The organism is Chryseobacterium sp. Mn2064, from assembly GCF_049319685.1.
Taxonomy (GTDB): Bacteria; Bacteroidota; Bacteroidia; order Flavobacteriales; family Weeksellaceae; genus Chryseobacterium.
Genome location: NZ_JBMOUE010000001.1, coordinates 973,433 through 994,122, shown reverse-complemented (window position 1 = coordinate 994,122; position 20,690 = coordinate 973,433). Strand labels below are relative to the sequence as shown.

Below are 20,690 nucleotides of genomic sequence, written 5' to 3'. Positions count from 1 at the left end.
AAAAAACACATGACTAATAATCTTCCAAAAATTTCATCAGCTTATCAATCTAAGCTGTTTTCTGCTATTATATCTATTTCGGTTTTTTTTCTGATGTACCTGGCGCTTATACTCGCCGCTTTGCTCATGGTATTCTTATTAGGATATGGAGCCATAAAAATGTTGAGCATTTCTTTCAGCTATTTTACAGTTTTAGGGGCTGCAGGGCTTTTCAGTGTGGGTGTTTTTGTTTTTATATTCCTCGTTAAATTCATTTTCAGAAAAAACCATTACAGCAGAAGTCATTTATTGGAAATTAACAGATCTCATCAGCCCGAGCTCTTTGCTATTATTGATGAAATTGTAGCTGAAACACAAGTGAAATCTCCACAAAAGGTTTTCCTTTCCCCAGATGTAAATGCCAGTGTAAGTTATAATTCTGTTTTCTGGAGTATGTTTCTACCCGTGAAGAAGAATCTGACAATTGGTGTTGGGCTGATCAATTCTACCAGTGTAGGAGAACTAAGATCAATTCTGGCTCATGAGTTTGGACATTTCTCTCAAAAAAGTATGAAAGTAGGAGGCTATGTAAACCAGGCCGAAAAAATAATTTTCGAAACGGTTTACAATAATAAGGACTACGAAAATTTCATCATGGAGTTTTCAGGAGGGAATGCTATTTTTAAAATTTTCGGGTTAATTTCGGTCAGTTTTATTAATGCATTTCAGTCTGTTCTTAAAAGTATGTCCAATTTTCTTTTCAAAAATCATGCTTCGCTGCAAAGAGAAATGGAATACCACGCAGATGCTATATCAACTTATATTACCAATCCCGAAGAACAGGCCTCATCTTTATTAAGGTTAGAATTAAGTGATGTCGCTTTTAATAGTTCTTTTAATTTTTATGTTGAAAGCAATCAAAAATACCTACCAAAAGATCTGTACAAGAATCAGTTATCTTTAATGAGGATTTTATCCGAAAGGAACAATCACCCTTACGTAAACGGACTTCCGAAAATAGATGCTGAAGATCTTACCCGCTATAATAAATCCAGAATAGAAATTGAAGATCAGTGGACTTCTCATCCTGATATTTTAAAAAGAGTTGAAAGGATTAAAACAAATAAAACCAGAAACTCAGCAACAGATCACAGATACGCAAAAGAAATCATCAGCGGATTTGATAAGATTTGTGAAATCATGACATCGAAATATTTAACTTTACACACAGTGAAAAACGTAGGTGAAGTGATAGAGGATGAAACGTTCCTACAATTGTATCTGGATAATAATATATATAAGACCTTCAGTTCAAATTTCAATGGGTATTACGAAAGACACAATCCTATTATAGAAAATATTGAATCTGTAATTTTTGATACTTCCTCACATCACTATAATGAAGATTTATTCAGTGATAAAAAAGTATCTTTAGTTTACGAAAAATCAGGAATAGAAGGTGATATTCAGACCCTGCAATATCTGGTCTCTCATCCGAAAGAAATAAAAACATTCAGATTTGACGGCATTTTATACAAAGTAAAAGATGCTTCAAGCCTTATTCCAAAACTGGAAAATGAACTGAAAAAGGTAAAAGAAGAGCTTCAGGAAAACGATAAAGCAATCTTTCAGCATTATTATCAGATATCCAACGAAGATACTAAGAAAGATCTTCTCGGCAGATATAAAAATTTTGCGGTATTAGACAGTGAATTTGATGATTTCCAAAAAAGTCTTAATGATTTCACAGTATATCTGCAGTTTATGACTGTTACCTTACCTTTTGAAGAAATCCGTAAACACAGAGCCCAACTTTTGAAAGCCGAAGAACCTTTTAAACTAAAGACGCAGGAGCTGATTGAAAATTCTGCCTACAAAGAAGGATTAAAAGCCGAAGATCATCAACTTTTACAGGATTTTGTAAATTCTGAATATATTTATTTCAACAAAGATAAATACCTTGAAAATGAAGTAAATGCTATATCAGTAGTCATTGAAAAATATCAGGCCTTACTGAATGATCATTATCTTAATTCTAAACTGGAGCTATTGATGTTTCAGGCTGGTATAAACAAAAATTAATCTGCACCAGGGAAATCATACGTTTTCGTCTGATGGTCTGTTCCATCGATGTTAATATTTAAAGCAAGGTAAATAAAATGTAAATTTTTATTTCCTTTCGCTTCAAATTCGCGTTGCCAAAGATATCCGCTTACAATTCCGAAATAATCATCAATCTGATAACCGAAACCGCCATATACTCTATTTCTGGCGAAACTAGGCTTCATTGGAGTTACAAAGAAAATTTCATCATAGGCATTAGCGAATACAGTTCCTTTTTTAATGGTTTTAGCATTTAAAGGGACACTTACATTAAGACGGTAACGGTAGCGCATTCTTTGGGAAGTCAGATCTGTTTTAGGCTCATAAAACCAGCTTTTTTCAACACGGAAACGGTTTTCAAATTTTACGATTCCTTTCTTCAGATCAATAACGTCCTGAAGCCATACTCTGAGCTCTTCCCTGCTTAAGCTGTGATCTTTATAATTCACATATCTTCCAAGCCCTACAAAAGGTTTGTGATTTTTGGTAAGATTATACCCCAGCCCTCCTTTTATCTCATAATAATCGGGATAGGTATAATCTTCGTTACCACGCATCTGCCCTTCCGCATAGAGGAAAAATTTTGGATGAAACTTATAGGTTAGAGTCACTGCATTGAAGCTGGAAACATGTTCCTGTGCTTTGAAAAAAGAAATTGCAAGTACTAAGCCTAAACCTAAAAAACGCCTCATAAAAAATTTTTGCAAATGTAATTTTTTTAACAATTTGTTAATATTAACTTTTATTCATATCGAATTAACATCTACTTAATATTAATATTGTAAGAAAACCCAATATGGAACCACCTTTGCGGCATTTCTACACCAAACGCTTCCGTATATTTTGTATTGGTAATATTGTTAATTAAAACATACACAGAATAGTCTTTTTTAGCAAAACTTATTTTCTCATCCAGAAGATTATAAGTACCCAAATTCACTCTTTCATTGTATCGGTAAACCAACTCATTGGTAAAACTTTTCAGGAATTTAGTCTCTAATTTTGCAACGAACTGATGTTTCAGATTATCCAGAACATATCTAGAAACCAAATTGTTGGTTTCTTTATAATTACTGTCGATGTAAGTATATCCCACAGAATATCTTAGCCAGTCGGTCAGTCTTTGGTTCAATTCAGCTTCTATCCCTTTAGTTTTGATCTCACCAACATTTTGAGCATGCCATACAAGGTCATTAGGATTATTTTTTATCCAATCTATAGAATTATCGGAGTTTCTCATAAAACCACTGATCTTTGCCAAAATTTTACTATTCTGGTACTGATATCCGATTTCAGATGAAATAGCATTCTCTGGTGATAATCCAGGATTTCCCTGTTCCGTCTTACTTATATAATAAAGCTCCGTGAAAGTAGGAACACGATGTACTTTCGCTATATTTCCATATACTTTACTATTGGGATTAAAGTTATATCCTACATCCAATCCAGGGTAGAAAAAGTTTCCTTCTTTAGAATAATTTGCCCATGAAATTCCGGGACTAATATTCAGTTTTTTGTCTAACAGTGAAAAATGATGCTCAAAGAAAACCTGAGAAACAAAACGGTTGGGATTTCCAAGATTACTGCTTACCAAAAGTTCTTTCCTCAATTCAACTCCTACTCCCGTAGTTCCTAATCCCCATTGATAGCTGGAATTCACTTCACCACCCACATTATTTCCGATGTGCATATTTCTGTAAATGGAAGGATTTTGACGGTTAAAAAGATACATATCCTGCCCTCTTCTCCAATAGACATTAGAATTTAGTTTCAGTTTCCCAAAATGCTGCTGATGAGCAAGACTTACAATAGATGCCTGAGTTTCTTCATACTGCTCGGTAGCTGCTTTGGACGAATAAAATCCGTTAGCTCCAAATTTCTTTTCAGAAAACCCGGCTTGCAGTCTCAAATCACCGTTTTTTATATTCAGTTTTCCTTGATAGAAAACATTTCTTATTTCATAATCGGTATTATACATATACCCTTCCGAAGCAGCAGAATTGGCCTGAAGTGAATTGGAAAACTTTTCATTACCCATCTGCGCATTGAACCCTAATCCGTAAGAGCCATAGTCGCCTCCTTCGGCACTGATTTTCACTCTTTTTCCCGGCGTGGTTCTAGTTATAATGTTGATCACTCCCGCATAAGCATTTTGCCCGAAACGTCTTGCTGCCGGACCTTTTATGATTTCAATTTTCTCTACATCTTCAAGATCTACCGGAATATTCATATTGTTATGTCCTGTCTGAGAATCATTCATTCTGATCCCATTCAACAACAATAATACCTGCTCAAAAGAGCTGCCACGAAAGCCAATATCACTCTGAACTCCATTGGCACCTCTTCGTCTGATATCCATACCCGGAACCTGTTGAAGAATCTCATCAATACTTTTCGCCGGAGAATTGGTAATATCTTCTTTGGTAATTACTGTAATATTCTGGTTGGCACTTTTATAAGGTGTAGAGATGAATTTACCCTGAAATTCAACGCTTTCAATATCCGTTGTCTTTTCCTGTGCGTTTACCCAAAGTAAAGATCCCAGAAAAAAAGCGCTTCCTATCTTTTTGATCATAATCGTTTTCGTAGTTTGTTATAACAGGGTCCAAAAGTAAGAGAGTTCACCAAGACAGGCAAATGATACTTGTCATAAAACAGAGGGCATCCTTTTTGGTATAATTAGAAATAAAAAAATAAAAGAAGCTGTTTTTTGAAACAGCTTCTTGTGTGTGAGGGAGTCCTTGTTATCTTTTTCTCATTAAATGTGTAACTAAGTCTCTGAATAATTTTATCATTTCTCTATTACAAATTTATGAATACAATTTTAGCGTATTTTAAAACACAAAACAATACTTATATTAAAAAACACAACACATTCCTAAAATTAATTTAAACAACTGTAAAACAGTAACAAAAACAAAGATAAATATAAAAAAAATATTCAAATACAGGATTTCGCAGGATGAATAATTCCATATTATCCTTCTCCTTGAACGTTTACAATAATAATTTTTTAAACAATAAGATAAGCATAAAATTTTCACTAAAATTTCGTAATTTTGTGGGTCTTAATTTGACAATGAAAAGATCCTTTTTTCTATCGGTTTTCAAACAGCTTTTTGAAAAACAGCTCTTGAGATCATCACAGATTAAAAAGGTTATTGACACGTTCAATTAATGACATACTGCCTGGAATATTCTATGGCAAAACACCATTGCTGACGGCTAGATCATACTACTCTTCAGTCACTTTTATGAATAAACAAAATATGGCTAACACGACAGAAATTGATATAAAAAAGCAGATTTTCGTTAAGAATGCACATCTTAATAATCTGAAACATATAGACGTCCTGATTCCTAAAAATAAACTGATTGTTATTACAGGAGTTTCAGGAAGCGGAAAATCATCCCTGGCTTTTGATACCATCTATGCAGAAGGACAAAGAAGATACGTGGAGAGTTTGAGTTCTTATGCACGTCAGTTCCTTGGCAAACTTGAGAAACCGAAAGTTGATGATATTAAAGGACTTGCTCCTTCAATTGCAATTCAGCAGAAAGTTATCTCTTCCAATCCAAGGTCTACGGTAGGAACATCAACCGAGATCTACGATTACATGAAGCTGTTATTTGCCCGAATTGGGAAAACATTTTCACCGGTTTCTGGTGAAGAAGTAAAAAAAGATTCAGTTTCCGATGTTGTAGATTTCATCAAAGCATCAAAAAAAGATACGTCTTTTCTCCTGACTGCTCCATTGGAATACAGTCTGGATAATTTTGGTGAGACTTTAAATATTTTAAAACTGGCAGGGTTCACTAGACTTGAGATCAATGGAAATGTAGCAGGAATTGAAGATCTGGAGAGTTTCAGCTTCGCCCCGGAAAAAGGGATGATCATCAATCTTGTCATAGACCGTTTCGCTTATGAAGAAGACGAAAGTTTCCTTCAGCGATTGGCAGATTCTATTCAGATGGCGTTTTATGAAGGAAGAGGACACTGCTCATTAAAAAATACGGATACCGGAAAAGTAAAAGAATTCTCCAATAAGTTTGAACTGGACGGCATGGAATTTCTGGAACCGAATGTTCACTTTTTTAGTTTCAACAATCCTTACGGAGCCTGTCCCGCTTGTGAAGGATACGGAAAAGTAATAGGAATTGATGAAGATCTTGTAGTTCCCAACAAAACCTTATCGGTATATGAGGATGCCATTGTCAGCTGGAGAGGAGAAACCATGAGCGAATGGAAAAAGGATTTCATTAAGAAAGCAGGAGATTTCCCTATCCATAAACCTTATCATCAGCTTACCAAAGAACAGAAAAACTTCCTTTGGAAAGGCGATGGAAAAAGTACATTCCCTTCTATCAATAATTTCTTCAAAATGCTTGAAGAAAACCTTTATAAAATCCAGTATCGTGTAATGCTTTCACGCTATAGAGGGAAAACGCTGTGTCCTACTTGTGAAGGATTAAGACTTCGTGAAGAGACGAGCTGGGTAAAAATAGACGGCCACAATATCCAGTCCATGATTGAGCTTCCTTTAGACGAGCTGGAACCCTTAATCAATGAATTAAAACTTTCTGAGCACGATAAGGAAGTTGCCAAAAGGCTATTATATGAAATCACAACCCGACTGGAATTTTTACTGAAAGTAGGTTTGGGATATTTAACACTGAACAGAACATCCAATACTTTATCAGGAGGAGAAAGCCAGAGAATCAACCTTGCGACCAGCCTGGGAAGTTCTTTAGTAGGTTCTATTTATATTCTGGATGAACCTTCCATCGGTCTTCATTCCAAAGACACCGAAAACCTGATTGACGTATTGAAAAACCTTAGAGATCTTGGCAATACTGTGATTGTTGTAGAACATGATGAAGATGTGATGCGTGCGGCAGATTATATTATTGATATCGGTCCGGAAGCGGGTTATCTTGGTGGTGAATTAGTATTTGCCGGAGATTATAAAGACCTGAAAAAAGCCAATACTCTTACTTCAGAATACCTTACCGGAAGACTGGAAATCAAAGTTCCTGAAAAACGCAGAAAAGCAAAAGAATGGATCCATATTAAAGGGGCCCGTCAAAACAACCTTAAGAACATTGATGTAGATGTTCCTTTGGAAAATCTAGTGGTTATTTCCGGAGTTTCAGGAAGTGGAAAATCTACCCTGATGAAAGAGATTTTGACCAATGATATTCAGATTCAATTAGGAATGGGCGGCAAAAAAGGAGATTATGATTCAGTGGAATTTCCAAAGAAGCTGATCAAAAACATTGAACTTATCGACCAGAATCCCATTGGAAAGTCTTCCCGTTCCAACCCGGTTACCTATCTGAAAGCGTATGATGATATTCGTGACCTTTTTGCCAAACAGAAAGTAGCGAAAATGATGGGATATAAGCCCAAGCATTTCTCCTTCAACGTAGATGGTGGTAGATGTGATGAGTGTAAAGGAGAAGGGGTCATCAATGTTTCGATGCAGTTCATGGCAGATATCGAACTGGAATGTGAGGTTTGTAAAGGCACGCGTTTCAAAAACGAGATCCTTGAAGTAAAATTTGACGAGAAAAACATCTCCGATATCCTTCATATGACAGTAGATGAAGCATTAGAGTTCTTTAAAGACAACAATGAGGAAAAGATTGTAACCAAACTGAAACCATTACAGGAAGTTGGATTGGGCTATCTGCAGCTGGGACAAAGCTCTTCTACTCTTTCCGGAGGAGAAGCACAACGTGTAAAACTAGCTTCATTCCTTGTAAAAGGTGTAACAACAGACAAAACATTATTCATTTTTGATGAACCTTCTACAGGTCTTCATTTTCATGATATTCAAAAACTGTTAAAATCATTACAGGCCTTAATAGATCTTGGACATTCCGTCATTGTTATTGAGCATCAGCCAGATATCATCAAATGTGCCGATTACATCATCGATATTGGCCCGGAAGCTGGAAAACACGGTGGAGAAGTTGTTTTTACCGGAACTCCTGAAGACTTAACAAAAAATAAAAAGTCTTACACCGCAAAATATATTAAAGAAAAACTTGAGCAATAAATAAAAACGACTGTATCAGATACAGTCGTTTTTTTATGAATTAATATTCCTTCACCTTAAATTCATGTACCTGCGTACCCATTTTAAGACTTAAAATGGGTTGGATGGCAGGATTTTTGAACGTTTTCATATGTTTTATTATCACTATTTTATCAATTCAAAACTATTCTTATGCCTTGGAATCCAGAATTATATGATCAGTACAAAGATGTACGTTACAAACCTTTTTACGATTTAGCCACTCTTATTAAGCCTGAAAATAATATCAAAGCCATTGATTTGGGATGTGGTACGGGTGAACAAGCCTCTATTTTAACGGAAAAACTTCCCGAATCTACCTTTCTGGGAATTGATTCCTCTGCTGAAATGCTTGAAAAATCAAAAAAATACGAAAGTGAGCATCTTCATTTTAAGCTCCAAACGATAGAGGAAGCCGCAAATTCGGGACAAAAATGGGATTTGGTTTTCAGTAACGCCGCTTTACAATGGGCAGATGATCATGAAAAATTATTTCCTAAAATCATCAAATTATTATCGGATAATGGTCAGCTGGCTATCCAAATGCCTGTTCAGAATGAAAATATCCTGAACCAGATTCTTATGCAAATGGTGGATGAAGAACCTTATGTCTCCTATTTAAACAATTTCAAACGCAATTCACCTGTCCTTTCTATGGATGATTATGCACAGATTCTGTTTGATAACGGCGTCCAAGACATAGAGATTTCCCAAAAAGTATATCCTATCATTGCAAAAGATCATGAAGTTCTGTATACTTTTATATCAGGTACGTCATTAGTTCCTTACCTGGAACGCCTGGAAGGAGAGCAAAAAGAAAAATTCATTATAGATTTTAAAGACAGAATAGCTCAAAGATTTACAAAATATCCTGCAATTTATGCCTTTAAGCGTATTTTGATCTACGGACGTAAACAATAAGCTTTATAAAGCGGCCTCCTTTCTTTGTAATACCAATGCAGGAGACCGCCTTTTTAATGAAGTATTATATCATTTTAACTTATCAGATTATACAGAAAAGGACTTTTTCCAATATATTCACGATCTTCAATCTGTGAAATCAGAAATCCTGCAAGATCTGTGGCACTGATACTTTCACCTTTACAATCGGTTATATTGACCTCTGTTGCAAAACTCTCATCCGTCAGTTGAATGAGCGGTAGCCTTACTAAGGTCCAATCCAGGTTACTTTTTGATAAAAGTTCGTATTCTTTCTGTTTATCTTTGGTTGTTTCCGGATAGTTTTTGTACATCCAATCGGTTGCGATCTTTACACTTTCATTTTTATGATCAAACGGAGTGTCTACGTTTAAACCTGTAGTTACGATATATCTCCTTATTCCATAATGGTTCATCGCCTGGATGATATTGCCGGTAGCATCGCTAAAGATAGTCTTCTCTCCTTTTGGCTGTCCCAAAGTACTGATTACAGTATCACATTGACTGATCAGTGAATGTACAGCATTTTCATCCCTTATATCACCTTTCACCACTTCTATTAATGGATTTTCAATGGTAAAAAGTTCCGGATTCCTTACTAATATCTTGCATCGATATTTTTTCTGAATAAGCTGCTTCACCAGGTATTTCCCTGATTTTCCGGTGCCGCCAATAACGGCTATTGTATGTATTTTCATAATGATTTTATTGTAAATAGAATTGAGTACAAAACCCGTAACATTAAATTTTCCAAATTGATTACCTTTTCATAATCATATCAGAATTCCGGTTTTGCACAAAATTCGATGCCCGACAAAAGACAGTCAAATTACTGTAAGATCTGCTTTCGACATAAGCGTTGGTTAAAAATTATAGGATATTAGGCCCAGAAACCTGAGCTCTATATTTTCAGGCTTTAGAAAGTGCCTGAGACGGGATAATATGTATTAAACAATTTTAATGACATAAAGTTACTACTTTTTTAATAAATACTTAGAATTCATGTTGATAACTTTACTTTAAGGTAAAGAATCTTTATCTTCGAAAAGTAAAAAATGCCCAACCGACTGCCTTTATGAAATACAGCAAAGTTTTATATGCCTTTCCTAGCCTTTTGCTTTTCATCAATTGTTCTGTAAAGAAAAATATGAACGGCTCTCATGATTATAAAGTAAAATTAGATACTTTAACATTATATGACCAAAGCAGAAACAGAAAAATCCCGGTTGCTTTCTATCTTCCGGAAAGCAAAAAGGCCATTGCTCAGCAAAAGATCATTATTTTCAACCACGGCTATGGCTCTAATAAGGGCGGAGATTATTTGGTATATTCTTATTTAACCCAAAAACTGGCTTCCAAAGGATATTTCACTATAAGCATTCAACATGAACTGCCTACTGATGATCTTTTACCTACAGAAGGAAAACTGCAAGTGGTAAGAAGACCTTTCTGGCAAAACGGCTCAGATAATATTGTATTTGTTTTACATGAACTTAAAAAGACAAATCCCCATCTTGATTATAAACATCTGACTTTAATTGGACATTCTAATGGTGGTGATATGGCCGCTTTATTTGCGAATCAGCATCCTAATCTGGTTTATAAAATCATTACCATGGATAACCGCCGGATGTTTCTTCCCAGAACTTCCATTCCTAAAGTTTATACCCTTCGCTCTAATGATTATCCAGCCGATGAAGGCGTTTTACCTACTGAAGAAGAACAGAAAAAGTATCACATGACCGTACAGCCAACTGCTATTAACCATGGTCATATGGATGATAAAGGCAATAATGAAGAGAAAAAGGTACTCTGTGATTTTATTATAAAGTATCTTGATGAACAGTAATTTTGTCCTTTGTCTAAATCCATTAAATGATAAAAACAACTGGACTTTAAATTAACAAACGACTTATCCACAAAAAAATGTGGATAACTTGTGAATTTTAACATTAAATTCATACTTCGTATTAAAAATATCACTACATTTACTATGTAATAAAAATCGAAGTGAAAACTTTATTTGCTTTTCTTGCTACTATTGAAATTGCAATTAAATTTGAAATAAAAATTTAAGCACAGCATTGTCGGCTGTGCTTTTTATTGTTGTCTAATTAAAAAAATGAGATGTTTTATCTACTGAATCTACCCCTAAAGGGTAGATTCTTTTATTATAAAGAAGATAATAATCAAGAAAAACCGAGTTCAGCACTCATCAATAATGAAAGGATAGTTACCTGATAAAATATTTGTATTTTTATTAAGAAAAAAAGGCCCTATAGTTCAATGGATAGAACAAAAGTTTCCTAAACTTTAGATACAGGTTCGATTCCTGTTGGGGCTACCAGACAGGGATAAGCTATTTTCTTATCATTTTTTTTATTATTTACACCACCTAATCCATTGGTTACAAGAGATATACTTCTTAACACAGAGTTTACTCTGGTAGTTCAATATTCAATTCCTGTAAATTCAAGATTTTCTGGATATATCGAACTAATTATTTTTCTTTTTGCTTCTACACTACTTGATTGGTATAATAATGATAAGTTAGATATAACTGATAGAGCCTTGTTTAAGCGATCATCAACTTTTTCTGGTTTACGAGTCACAACTAAACAAGAATGAAGTTCATTTTCAAGAATTTCAATTTTTTGTTTAGACTATGTTTTAATGATCATACAATCGTCATCTTCAATCTTTTCCGCTAATTTGATGCATCTAGTGTATATAGTCAAAAATTATATTTATAAGCAGTATTCTACTGATAGATTAGAAATTATGGTTATTTTCGTGACTTAGAAAACCGAACTGCGGTTATTAAAATAAAACTAATCCCTAATGAAAAAACTAACAACCTTATTTATTGCAGTATTCATCACCCAATTTAGCTTTGCTCAAAATACAGTACTTGACAGCTTGGTACAAAAAAATGGTTTTCCTTTCCAAAATGAAAAGAATATTTCATTTCGGGGAAAAGGATGGGATGTTTTGCTCAACGAAATTAAACAATCTAATTCCATCCTGTTGGGAGAAACTCATTTCACCAACGAAGTTCCTTATTTTACCAATGCTATAATCAATGAGGTTAAGTTTGACAATTACTTTATTGAGGTTGACCCTTATTCCGTAGGCATCATTGAAACCAAAATTAAATCTTTACCTGCTGAAAAGCTCAATTCTTTTGTTAAAGAATATAGTACCAACTTTTCTTTTTTGGAGCACGAACCGGAATTTGATTTGGTTAAGGATTTAACTAAACGCAATACCAAAATATATGGTATTGAACAAATCAGCGTTTCTGCCGACCAAATGATCATTTCCAGCTTAAAAGAAGCTTCGAAAAATAAAAAAGCGATCGAGATCTATGACCAAATGCTCCATAACTCCAAACTGGCAGCGTCTAAAGAGGGTCTTGAGAAATACTATCTGCTCTCTGAAGACTGCCTTCAAAAGATAGACTCATTACTAACGTTAAATCTGTCTGACAAAGAGCGAAAAGAGATTGAAGACCTGAAGTTAAGTAGAGAGATTTACACCAAAAGAAATCATCTCTTAAGGATTCAACTACTGAAAAACATTTTGCTAACCCAACTTCCTGATTGGAAAAATAAAAAGAATCTTTTCAAATTTGGTGCGAACCATCTTCCAAAAGGTGAAACGATATTAACAAAAACTGACATCTATGATATTGGTAACCTCATCTCTAATATTGAAGAGGCTAATTTTAGGAAATCATTACATCTAATGATCGTTGGAAAGGGAGACAAAGATGATGACATTAGTTTTAAATCTTTTCTGAATGTGGCAAAAGACGATCAGTGGTACTGTTTTGATCTAAGACCTCTAAAGAAATCTATTTTGCAAAACAAGCTGAAGGTAGATGATGTCTATTTGTCGAGAGTTATTAAGGGTTATGACTATCTTATCTATATTCCTAAAATTACTAAAAGTAAAGAATTCTCGAAAGAATAGCAGATAAGTCTATTGCAGCAGATTTAGAAAACAGGTATACATTATGGATGTGCAATTTTTCAAACCTAAAAATGAGGCCCTAAAAAATATATTGAAGGATATTATTTTATGTCCGAAAATGAAGCATTGAAGTCCAATAGATGTTGGACCTTCCCAACCAATTTTTGCCTTGTAACCATCTGCCAAAATGCCAATATCATTTCTGAAATCAATAAAATATAAATTCTACCATCTACAGGACATCAACTTGGTTATTATTTCGTTTATAATATTTCAATTCCTGTTGTCAAAAAAATTGAGGAATCTATAAACAAGTTTAAATCCCATCATTATAAATAGTTTATCAAGATAATACTATAAAGACGATTTTCAAAAATTTAATATCTCGGCTTTTGCCGAGATATATTATTAAGTTACAACAGTTTTTTAATAGGTATCTTTCTTTCTTGAATTGACATTAAGATTAAAAACTTTGACATATCAGAAAAATTTTAAATTTTAGAAAGCAGTCTATTCTGAAAGAGCTACCCAAAAAAACGTATTCAAATAAGGTATGAAAAATTGTAGTGCTGGCCTGTCTATCTCTACCCAGCGATCGGCGTAAAACAGTTTCCCGGGATCTAATACCAATGTAACTTTGTAAAAGCTTCTGCGTCCGTAGGCAGATATGAGTTGACAGTTGTCACGCGTAAAAATACCAAAATGTTCTATATTTTGCTTATCAACCACGTCCTGTACAACGTTGGCTGAATTCGTCGAACTTCTCTGTCTTTTTCATATTAAATATGAACTTCTCCACATGATCGTTAATAAGTCGACAACATGTCTTAACTACTTTCATTACTTGTGCAGTTCCTGCTGCAGCAACAATACTTATATCGACTCGTCCTATCCTCGTTAACATCATCCATTTGATTGGGATTATCTGGTAGCTTTTCAACGTTACTCCCTAACATAAACAATGGTAAAGGCAAGATAAGAGATTCAGTTAAACACTACACGAAAATTTAGAAATCACTCATAATACATTATTTTAAAATTCAGTATTACTACTGAATTATTTTAAAAAAAATAGCATTAATATTGTTTTTATGACAACGCTATATGGTATAAAATGGAATTTATAAAATAGTGTAATATTTTTTTATAATCACCCTAGTTATACCTAAAGAATGATATTTCAATTTTAAAAAGATCATCAACTAATAACTCAAAAATCTAATACCATGAAATTAAAATTCAAAACACTGATGCTTTTAAGCATTACAACGGCTACTTTACTGGGGTTTACATCCTGTAAAAAAGAAACTTACTCTACAACTAGAACAAGCTTAGTAAGTATTTTTGAAGATTACAATAAGAATAACGAAATTAAAAATACAGCTGATACCATAGTTCTTGACAATGATCAAATGTTTGTTGACTGGTCTTGGCAAAAATTTTTATGGTTAACGTCAAATACCAAAGATAATGTTCCTGTATTTATGAAAGAATTAAAACAGGTTAATGATTTTGGTGAAGAAATAAAAATAGATTTTTTAAAAAAGAAAGGATTACCATCTTCATACATAAAAGATGGTAAATTACCCCTCATCTTAGATTTGTATCAACAAGCAGACGGAACAAAATTGAGTGGTAAGAGCGATTCTCTCGTAAGATATTCGATACATGCTAATGACGGAATACTAGAGATGTTTAATTCACCCGATGCATTATCAATTATTAGCCAAGCAGCTAAAATACTAAAAAATGACAGCTTAAAGCGTTCTATTCGTGAGAGTAAAAATCAATATCCCGTTGGTGCAACCGAAATTAAAATAGCTTGGATAAAAACATCTCAAGTAGTAGATTCTACTAAAACTTTTAATATCACTGCAATTGTTAATAAACCTAATAAAAATCCAGGCGAAAATTATAATAACGTTGAGCTACAAAGAATGTCTATGATTGGCTTTCACATATTTACAGTTACAGCAGAGCACCCTGAAGGTGTGTGGTCAACTTTTGATCAACGAGATTTAGCACCGGATAGAACAAGTTTTCATGGAAACCCTGTAAATTCTAAATCAGATCAATACACACTATTCGATGGAAGCTCTGTTGGAAATACAGAAGATGGAATTATTCAGGATAAAACCACTCTTACTCCAAAAGTTAAAAATAAAGTATTTCAATCCTATCCTGAAGGAGTTAGATACAATCAGAAATCTAAAGGGATGGAAGTTATTAAGGAAGATAAAGAGTTTGCTGACATGATTAAATCCAGTAACGAATTAGCTAAAAAAGCCCTTACGAATGTTAAAGTTAAAATATGGGCGAACTATAAATTAGTTGGCTCTATATGGTCAAAAACTAATGCTCCAATTAATGAGTTGCTAGATGGAGATTTATCAAAACCATATGGTATCGATAATGGGCAAAGTTTTGGTAGTTTACATTTAGCAAATGTCACTATGGAAACCACATTCCAAAAAGAAGGAATGAATTGTTTTACTTGTCACTCTATGAATAATAATTTATATAGGACAAATACATCACAAAAAATAAATGTTAAGTCTCCTTTAATTAGCTCACATTTATTTGAAAAATATGCAGAATTAAAAGCAGCATTATTAGCAATTCAAGGGGTAGCCAAAACTGGCATGTATGAAAAATCGGATACTAATCGTAATAATATAGATGAAATTAATAAGTTAAAAAATAGCATTAGGGAATCATCTCGTGAAGAAGCTAGAGAATTACTTAAAAAGTAGTTATAATACCCTTAAAATACTGGATCGATATTTAATTTTATTAAACCACGTCCAAAAAAGAAAGACACAAATTCGATCCAGTATTTAATACAAAAGTAGCTCTACAAAAACCATCATGAGCTAAATAGCAAATTAATTAAAACTAATAAAAATGGAAAAAAAATACATTAACGACCTTAAGGCTCAATTTATTGACACCTACCAAAAAGTCATGATAGAAAATGGTGCACATCCAGCACCAAGAGCCGTATTCAGAAAACAGCATGGTGTAGTACACGGTGAATTAAGTTTAACCAATAATTTCCCGATTGAAAAATTAGTAGGTGATCTTGGTTTCTTTGGAATTAAAGATAAATTTAAATGTGTAATGCGTTTTTCAAGTGATACAGACCCTAAAAAAACAGATGTAAAATCTACCATTGGCTTGGGTTTAAAGATTTTTGATTTACCAAATAATGCTGAAGGGTTTGATGGGCCAAATACAGATTTTATATTTCAGAATATTGATGTTTTTTTCGCTCAAAATGCACAACAAATGGTAGATTTCACTCAAATTTCCGGTTCTGGTGATATCAACCAATTAAACGAATATTACAAAGAAAACAAAGAATTGAAACGTATTTTAGACCAAATGGAAAAATACGAAGAAAGCTGTTTAACCACTGCATACTACCCTATTATACCCTTCCGATTAGGTGAAAAACATATGATAAAACTACGGCTTAAACCAGTAGTTAAAGAAAATTTCCCTGTCATCATGAAGCAGAAAGATTATCTCGCTAAAGATTTACAGCAAAAATTATCCAATGATTCTTACGAATTTATTCTTGAAGGGCAAATCAAAGAGCTTGATGAAAAAATAGCAGATAATTTGCAACTAAAATGGGATGAAGGTTTTATTGAAATTGGTAGATTAAACCTTCCCAAACAAGATTTACATCTGATTGGAGTGAAAGAGCTTGGTGACCATATTAATTTTAATTGCTGGCGTATCAATTCATTAAATCAACCTCTGGGTAGTATTGCTGAAGCAAGAAGAGATGTTTACAAATATGGCGCAGAAACGAGATACAGCGCCAATGCTTTAGAGTTCAGAGAACCTCAAGGACAAATCTGCCCTTTTCATGCGCAAAATAAAGATGAAAAAATAGGTGACCATGAAATTGTGAGCGCTGCAATATATCCTTCAATAGGCATTATGCGTGTAGGAAATAGTGATGAGTATTATATTGGGCCACAAGTTCCAGAACCTATACTATCAAATGATCTTTCATTTTATAGGGATAGAGAAGGCAAAATTAAAAGACAGGCAGCAGAATTTAGAATATATGGTCTGAATATTAAAGGAGAAGTTGTAAAGGAACTTACGCATCCTGATATTAAAGACAAAGTTGAAATTAGCTGGTCGTGCCATTTAGCTAACCAAAAAGCTGCTTGGTATCAATTTAATCTTGCATTAGATATTCCGGAAGCCAATGAAGATGAATATAAATATTCATTCAAAAGAAATTCAGATGTTCTAGATCGTATGAGCCTTGTTATTGATGGAGGGGTAAAAAATATAAATAGTAAATCGATCAACAAATCAGCAAAATTTGAAGGGAAGTTTTTAAAAAATATAGAAGTTTATCTTGGAGAAATGTTTTTCGATAAGAATTCACCAAATTCCAAAAGATTGCATGTACTTGGAGGTAAAGGTATATCCAAAAGTTCTAAAAATGAAATTGCCTTAGATTTTGCCAATAATGATGATTGGTATGATGACACTTCTGATGGACCGGTAACAGCCATTGTAAAATTCAATAATAAGGAAATTAATGTAAAACCTGCCTGGGTAATTTGTGCGCCTCCAGATTATGCTCCTATGCAACAATCGGTAAGAACAATGTGGGATTTAATGAGAGATCTATCTGTAAGAGAACTTAAATTGCCTCCTCCACTTAGTCCTTCATTCTCTTATGACATATTTCCCATCTTTAAGAGAATGACAGAACTACAATGGGTAAACAAAGGTTTTTTAACCACTTTTGGCTTCAGTGGAGCTTATAATTTCAATGAAAATATATGGATTGAAAAATTAAGAGATGGGACTATGAATAACTTAGAATTCAGAAGACAAATGTTTAATCAGTTTAGGCAGTTTGATCTCCCAGGTTCTCAATCTCCGGCTTTATGGCCTTGGTTATATGGAGATGCTATAGAAATAGTAGGAAACGGAAGTCCTAGGCAGCATAGCACCCTTACAGATTTACAAATCAAAATGTTACAGCAATGGGTAGATGGGAATTTCATTGATGATTGGGATCAATATAAAACCAATTATATGAATCCTAAGCCTTTAGATGAATATCCTGTAGAAGAACAGGCTGACTTACTTACAAGAGCAGCTTTAGATTTTTGTCTGGCAGATGCTTTTCATCCAGGTTGCGAAATGACATGGCCGGTAAGAATATCTTCTATGTATGATTCTCCTTTTAGATTTAACTTTGATAAAGATAATCTTATTAAAGACAACCTTGATTACGGCCCTTTTATAGATCAAACGTTACTTAATAAAATAATTAACCCTTTCGAATCTCAAGTTGCAGGCGGTATAACACGTTGGATGGCTATTCCTTGGCAAACAGATACAGCGTCTTGTAAAGATGGATACGACAGTTCATATGACCCTTACATTCCAACTTTTTGGCCAGCACGAGTGCCTAATGAAATTATTACTTACAAGCAATTCAAAGCTTTACAGGAAAAACAAGGAAATCCGAAAGAGCAATTAGAAATATTAAATCAACGTTTTGAGTGGTTAGAAGATTTACCTGGTAATCCCACCATTTATTCCCCGTATCAAGAGATTATTAATAAAATGATTACTCATTTTGATGCTGTAGGCACTGTGCTACCTATAAAATTAGATGAAAAAATCACGAATAACAACACTAAAGTTCCAGGTACTGTGCAAGTTGCCTTAACCAGTTCATACACTAAAATTATCAATATCATTTTAAAAGAAACCAGACAAAAGCAGCTAATAGATAATATCGGAAAAGATAAGGTATTGAAAATAATATCAGATAACGTCTTAAATTCTTCTCAATTACAAATTGATGAAGAAGTAAAAAAAGAAGCAGAGCATATATTAAATAACTCAGAAGAATTAGAAAATCTACTGTCGAAAGTTCAAGAAATGAATGAAAATTTACAAATAGAATATGTTAAACCCAATCAAAAAATAGTAACTATTAATGAAAGATTTAGAAGACGTTTTAATTCTTAATCATGAATAACGATTTCGACATTATAATTATTGGAGGAGGCATAGCAGGGTGTATCGCTGCTATGCACCTCCATTCGTTTTATAAAATTTTAGTTATAGAAAAACCAGAAAACACAAATGTTTTACATGGGGAAACTTTAGTGGCATCCAGTCAACGTATCTTTAGTGAATTAGGTATTGATATTGATGCAATAATGCAAAATCCATTGGTTGGCAAACCTACCATTGGTATGCAATCATATTGGGGAACCTCCCATCCTGTCATACAAGATAGCATTCAGAATCCTGAAGGTCACGGCTGGTCTATCAATAAGAATAATTTTGTAAATGAATTACAAAAAACAACAAGCGAGCGAGGTATTACAATCATTAGAGAAAATATCATTAGTGTTTTAGAAGAGTCTCAACAATGGACTTTGATTACAAAGACAAAGGAGGGTTTTGAAAATAATTATCAAGCCAAATTTATCCTAGATGCTTCAGGACGCAGAAGTTTGATGGCTCAAAAAATGAACATTCAGCGTATCAAAAAAGATCAGCTTATTGGGATTCATGGAAGTATATCCATTCCAACTATGCAAGAACTTTCTACAATTTATACTGTTGAAAAAGGATGGTGGTATATTAGCAAACTACCCAACAATAAACACTTGATTAGTTTCTTTACAGATTCCGATGTATGCGATAAAAAGTTGACAAAAGATGGAGAATTTTTTAAAAATTATTTTTTAGCGGAAAAAGATTTAATGAAAATTTTAGAAATTAAAGAAGAAATATTAGATTATGAATTTTTAGGCACAAAAGCATCACATTCGTCCTATCTTAAATTGCCAGTACAATCAAATTGGATAGCCATTGGAGATTCGTGTTTAGCCTTTGATCCCTTATCATCTCAAGGAATGTTCAACGCTTTAGCAATGGCTGCTCAGTACTCCAAGTTAATCATTCAATCGAATGTAGTTCATACCTTATCAGGAGACATTAAAAAGGCATTTATAACAGAATACAATCGTATGGCAGAAAATATTTGGTCTCGTTATGAATATCATCATTACCTCTATTACAGGATGGAAAAAAGATGGCCCAACCAATTATTTTGGAATAGACGTCAATATCTTAAATAAGTCATGAGATTTACCCAAAATTAATTACCATCATTAAATTAGAATATAGCAACCTGACCTCATGATTTACTTTTGTGTACCAAATTATATTTTCAATCCAATTCTCCATTAATTAAAATCTTAAATCAACAGTCAAAGACAGTTGAAATATATCAGGTTATTCTTTATAAATCAAAGGGCAAAAAAGGATATTTAATAATGATTAATTTACAATAAATCGGGCAAATATGCTAGTATTCAAGGCAATTTTTAAGCAATTTTCATTTTTTTTAAAATAAATTTAATTAAACCATATACATTTACAATAAAATAAAAATCAAACAATATTTATTTTAGGTATTGATACAACAAATAAATACAAAATTTCATGTTTTTTATTCACCAACAAAAGATTTAAACAAATACGAAATCCTTGCAAAGTACCATAAATAGGCATATATTTGCCCTGTTTAATTAACAAATACAA

At 33.5% G+C, this 20,690-nt stretch carries 11 protein-coding genes and 1 tRNA gene; 9 read left to right on the top strand and 3 right to left on the bottom strand.

Annotation, left to right across the window (positions count from 1 at the left end):
- Positions 1-9: 9 nt before the first annotated feature.
- On the top strand, positions 10-2,061 hold the full coding sequence (locus ACL9RH_RS04290) for a M48 family metallopeptidase (protein ID WP_422692105.1): 2,052 nt from the start codon (positions 10-12) through the stop codon (positions 2,059-2,061).
- Here the strand turns inward: ACL9RH_RS04290 and ACL9RH_RS04285 are convergent.
- Together ACL9RH_RS04285 and ACL9RH_RS04280 are read right to left on the bottom strand one after the other, a co-directional pair.
- Entirely contained in the window at positions 2,058-2,774 is a 717-nt protein-coding gene (locus ACL9RH_RS04285; protein WP_422692104.1) for a DUF2490 domain-containing protein, read from the bottom strand. The genes ACL9RH_RS04290 and ACL9RH_RS04285 overlap by 4 nt on opposite strands.
- 71 nt (positions 2,775-2,845) lie before the next feature.
- On the bottom strand, positions 2,846-4,657 hold the full coding sequence (locus ACL9RH_RS04280; protein ID WP_422692103.1) for a TonB-dependent receptor plug domain-containing protein: 1,812 nt from the start codon (positions 4,655-4,657) through the stop codon (positions 2,846-2,848).
- A gap of 694 nt (positions 4,658-5,351) precedes the next feature.
- Here ACL9RH_RS04280 and uvrA point away from each other — a divergent pair.
- Complete coding sequence (gene uvrA / locus ACL9RH_RS04275) at positions 5,352-8,144, top strand: excinuclease ABC subunit UvrA (protein ID WP_422692102.1); 2,793 nt, start codon at positions 5,352-5,354, stop codon at positions 8,142-8,144.
- A gap of 171 nt (positions 8,145-8,315) precedes the next feature.
- Positions 8,316-9,083, top strand: a complete 768-nt coding sequence (locus tag ACL9RH_RS04270) for a methyltransferase domain-containing protein (protein ID WP_422692101.1) — start codon at positions 8,316-8,318, stop codon at positions 9,081-9,083.
- 74 nt (positions 9,084-9,157) lie between these two features.
- Here the strand turns inward: ACL9RH_RS04270 and ACL9RH_RS04265 are convergent, their stop codons facing one another.
- Positions 9,158-9,799, bottom strand: coding sequence for an NAD(P)-dependent oxidoreductase (locus tag ACL9RH_RS04265; RefSeq protein ID WP_422692100.1), 642 nt, complete (start codon positions 9,797-9,799; stop codon positions 9,158-9,160).
- A 377-nt stretch (positions 9,800-10,176) separates the two neighbouring features.
- On the opposite strand from ACL9RH_RS04265, the gene ACL9RH_RS04260 reads away from it, so the two are divergent.
- The 6 genes from ACL9RH_RS04260 to ACL9RH_RS04235 all read left to right on the top strand — a co-directional run bounded on the left by ACL9RH_RS04260 (position 10,177) and on the right by ACL9RH_RS04235 (position 20,224).
- The gene (locus tag ACL9RH_RS04260) at positions 10,177-10,950 is read left to right on the top strand and encodes an alpha/beta hydrolase (protein ID WP_422692099.1); all 774 of its coding nucleotides are present in this window, start codon (positions 10,177-10,179) and stop codon (positions 10,948-10,950) included.
- Positions 10,951-11,373: 423 nt separating this feature from the next.
- Positions 11,374-11,448: transfer RNA gene (locus tag ACL9RH_RS04255), tRNA-Arg, on the top strand.
- 494 nt (positions 11,449-11,942) lie between these two features.
- Positions 11,943-13,076, top strand: a complete 1,134-nt coding sequence (locus tag ACL9RH_RS04250) for a hypothetical protein (protein WP_422692098.1) — start codon at positions 11,943-11,945, stop codon at positions 13,074-13,076.
- Positions 13,077-14,302: 1,226 nt separating this feature from the next.
- Complete coding sequence (locus tag ACL9RH_RS04245) at positions 14,303-15,829, top strand: hypothetical protein (protein ID WP_422692097.1); 1,527 nt, start codon at positions 14,303-14,305, stop codon at positions 15,827-15,829.
- A gap of 151 nt (positions 15,830-15,980) precedes the next feature.
- Complete coding sequence (locus ACL9RH_RS04240; RefSeq protein WP_422692096.1) at positions 15,981-19,100, top strand: LodA/GoxA family CTQ-dependent oxidase; 3,120 nt, start codon at positions 15,981-15,983, stop codon at positions 19,098-19,100.
- 2 nt (positions 19,101-19,102) lie between these two features.
- Positions 19,103-20,224 carry an NAD(P)/FAD-dependent oxidoreductase gene (locus ACL9RH_RS04235; RefSeq protein WP_422692095.1) on the top strand — a complete coding sequence of 374 codons (1,122 nt, stop codon included), beginning with the start codon at positions 19,103-19,105 and terminating at the stop codon, positions 20,222-20,224.
- Positions 20,225-20,690 lie beyond the last annotated feature (466 nt).

What these genes read in the sequence shown, in the direction of transcription:
- ACL9RH_RS04240 (WP_422692096.1), top strand. Translation starts at nt 15,981, where the DNA reads ATGGAAAAAAAATACATTAACGACCTTAAGGCTCAATTTATTGACACC.
- ACL9RH_RS04265 (WP_422692100.1), bottom strand. Translation starts at nt 9,799, where the DNA reads ATGAAAATACATACAATAGCCGTTATTGGCGGCACCGGAAAATCAGGG.
- ACL9RH_RS04270 (WP_422692101.1), top strand. Translation starts at nt 8,316, where the DNA reads ATGCCTTGGAATCCAGAATTATATGATCAGTACAAAGATGTACGTTAC.
- ACL9RH_RS04260 (WP_422692099.1), top strand. Translation starts at nt 10,177, where the DNA reads ATGAAATACAGCAAAGTTTTATATGCCTTTCCTAGCCTTTTGCTTTTC.
- ACL9RH_RS04280 (WP_422692103.1), bottom strand. Translation starts at nt 4,657, where the DNA reads ATGATCAAAAAGATAGGAAGCGCTTTTTTTCTGGGATCTTTACTTTGG.
- ACL9RH_RS04290 (WP_422692105.1), top strand. Translation starts at nt 10, where the DNA reads ATGACTAATAATCTTCCAAAAATTTCATCAGCTTATCAATCTAAGCTG.
- ACL9RH_RS04250 (WP_422692098.1), top strand. Translation starts at nt 11,943, where the DNA reads ATGAAAAAACTAACAACCTTATTTATTGCAGTATTCATCACCCAATTT.
- ACL9RH_RS04245 (WP_422692097.1), top strand. Translation starts at nt 14,303, where the DNA reads ATGAAATTAAAATTCAAAACACTGATGCTTTTAAGCATTACAACGGCT.
- ACL9RH_RS04235 (WP_422692095.1), top strand. Translation starts at nt 19,103, where the DNA reads ATGAATAACGATTTCGACATTATAATTATTGGAGGAGGCATAGCAGGG.
- ACL9RH_RS04285 (WP_422692104.1), bottom strand. Translation starts at nt 2,774, where the DNA reads ATGAGGCGTTTTTTAGGTTTAGGCTTAGTACTTGCAATTTCTTTTTTC.
- uvrA (WP_422692102.1), top strand. Translation starts at nt 5,352, where the DNA reads ATGGCTAACACGACAGAAATTGATATAAAAAAGCAGATTTTCGTTAAG.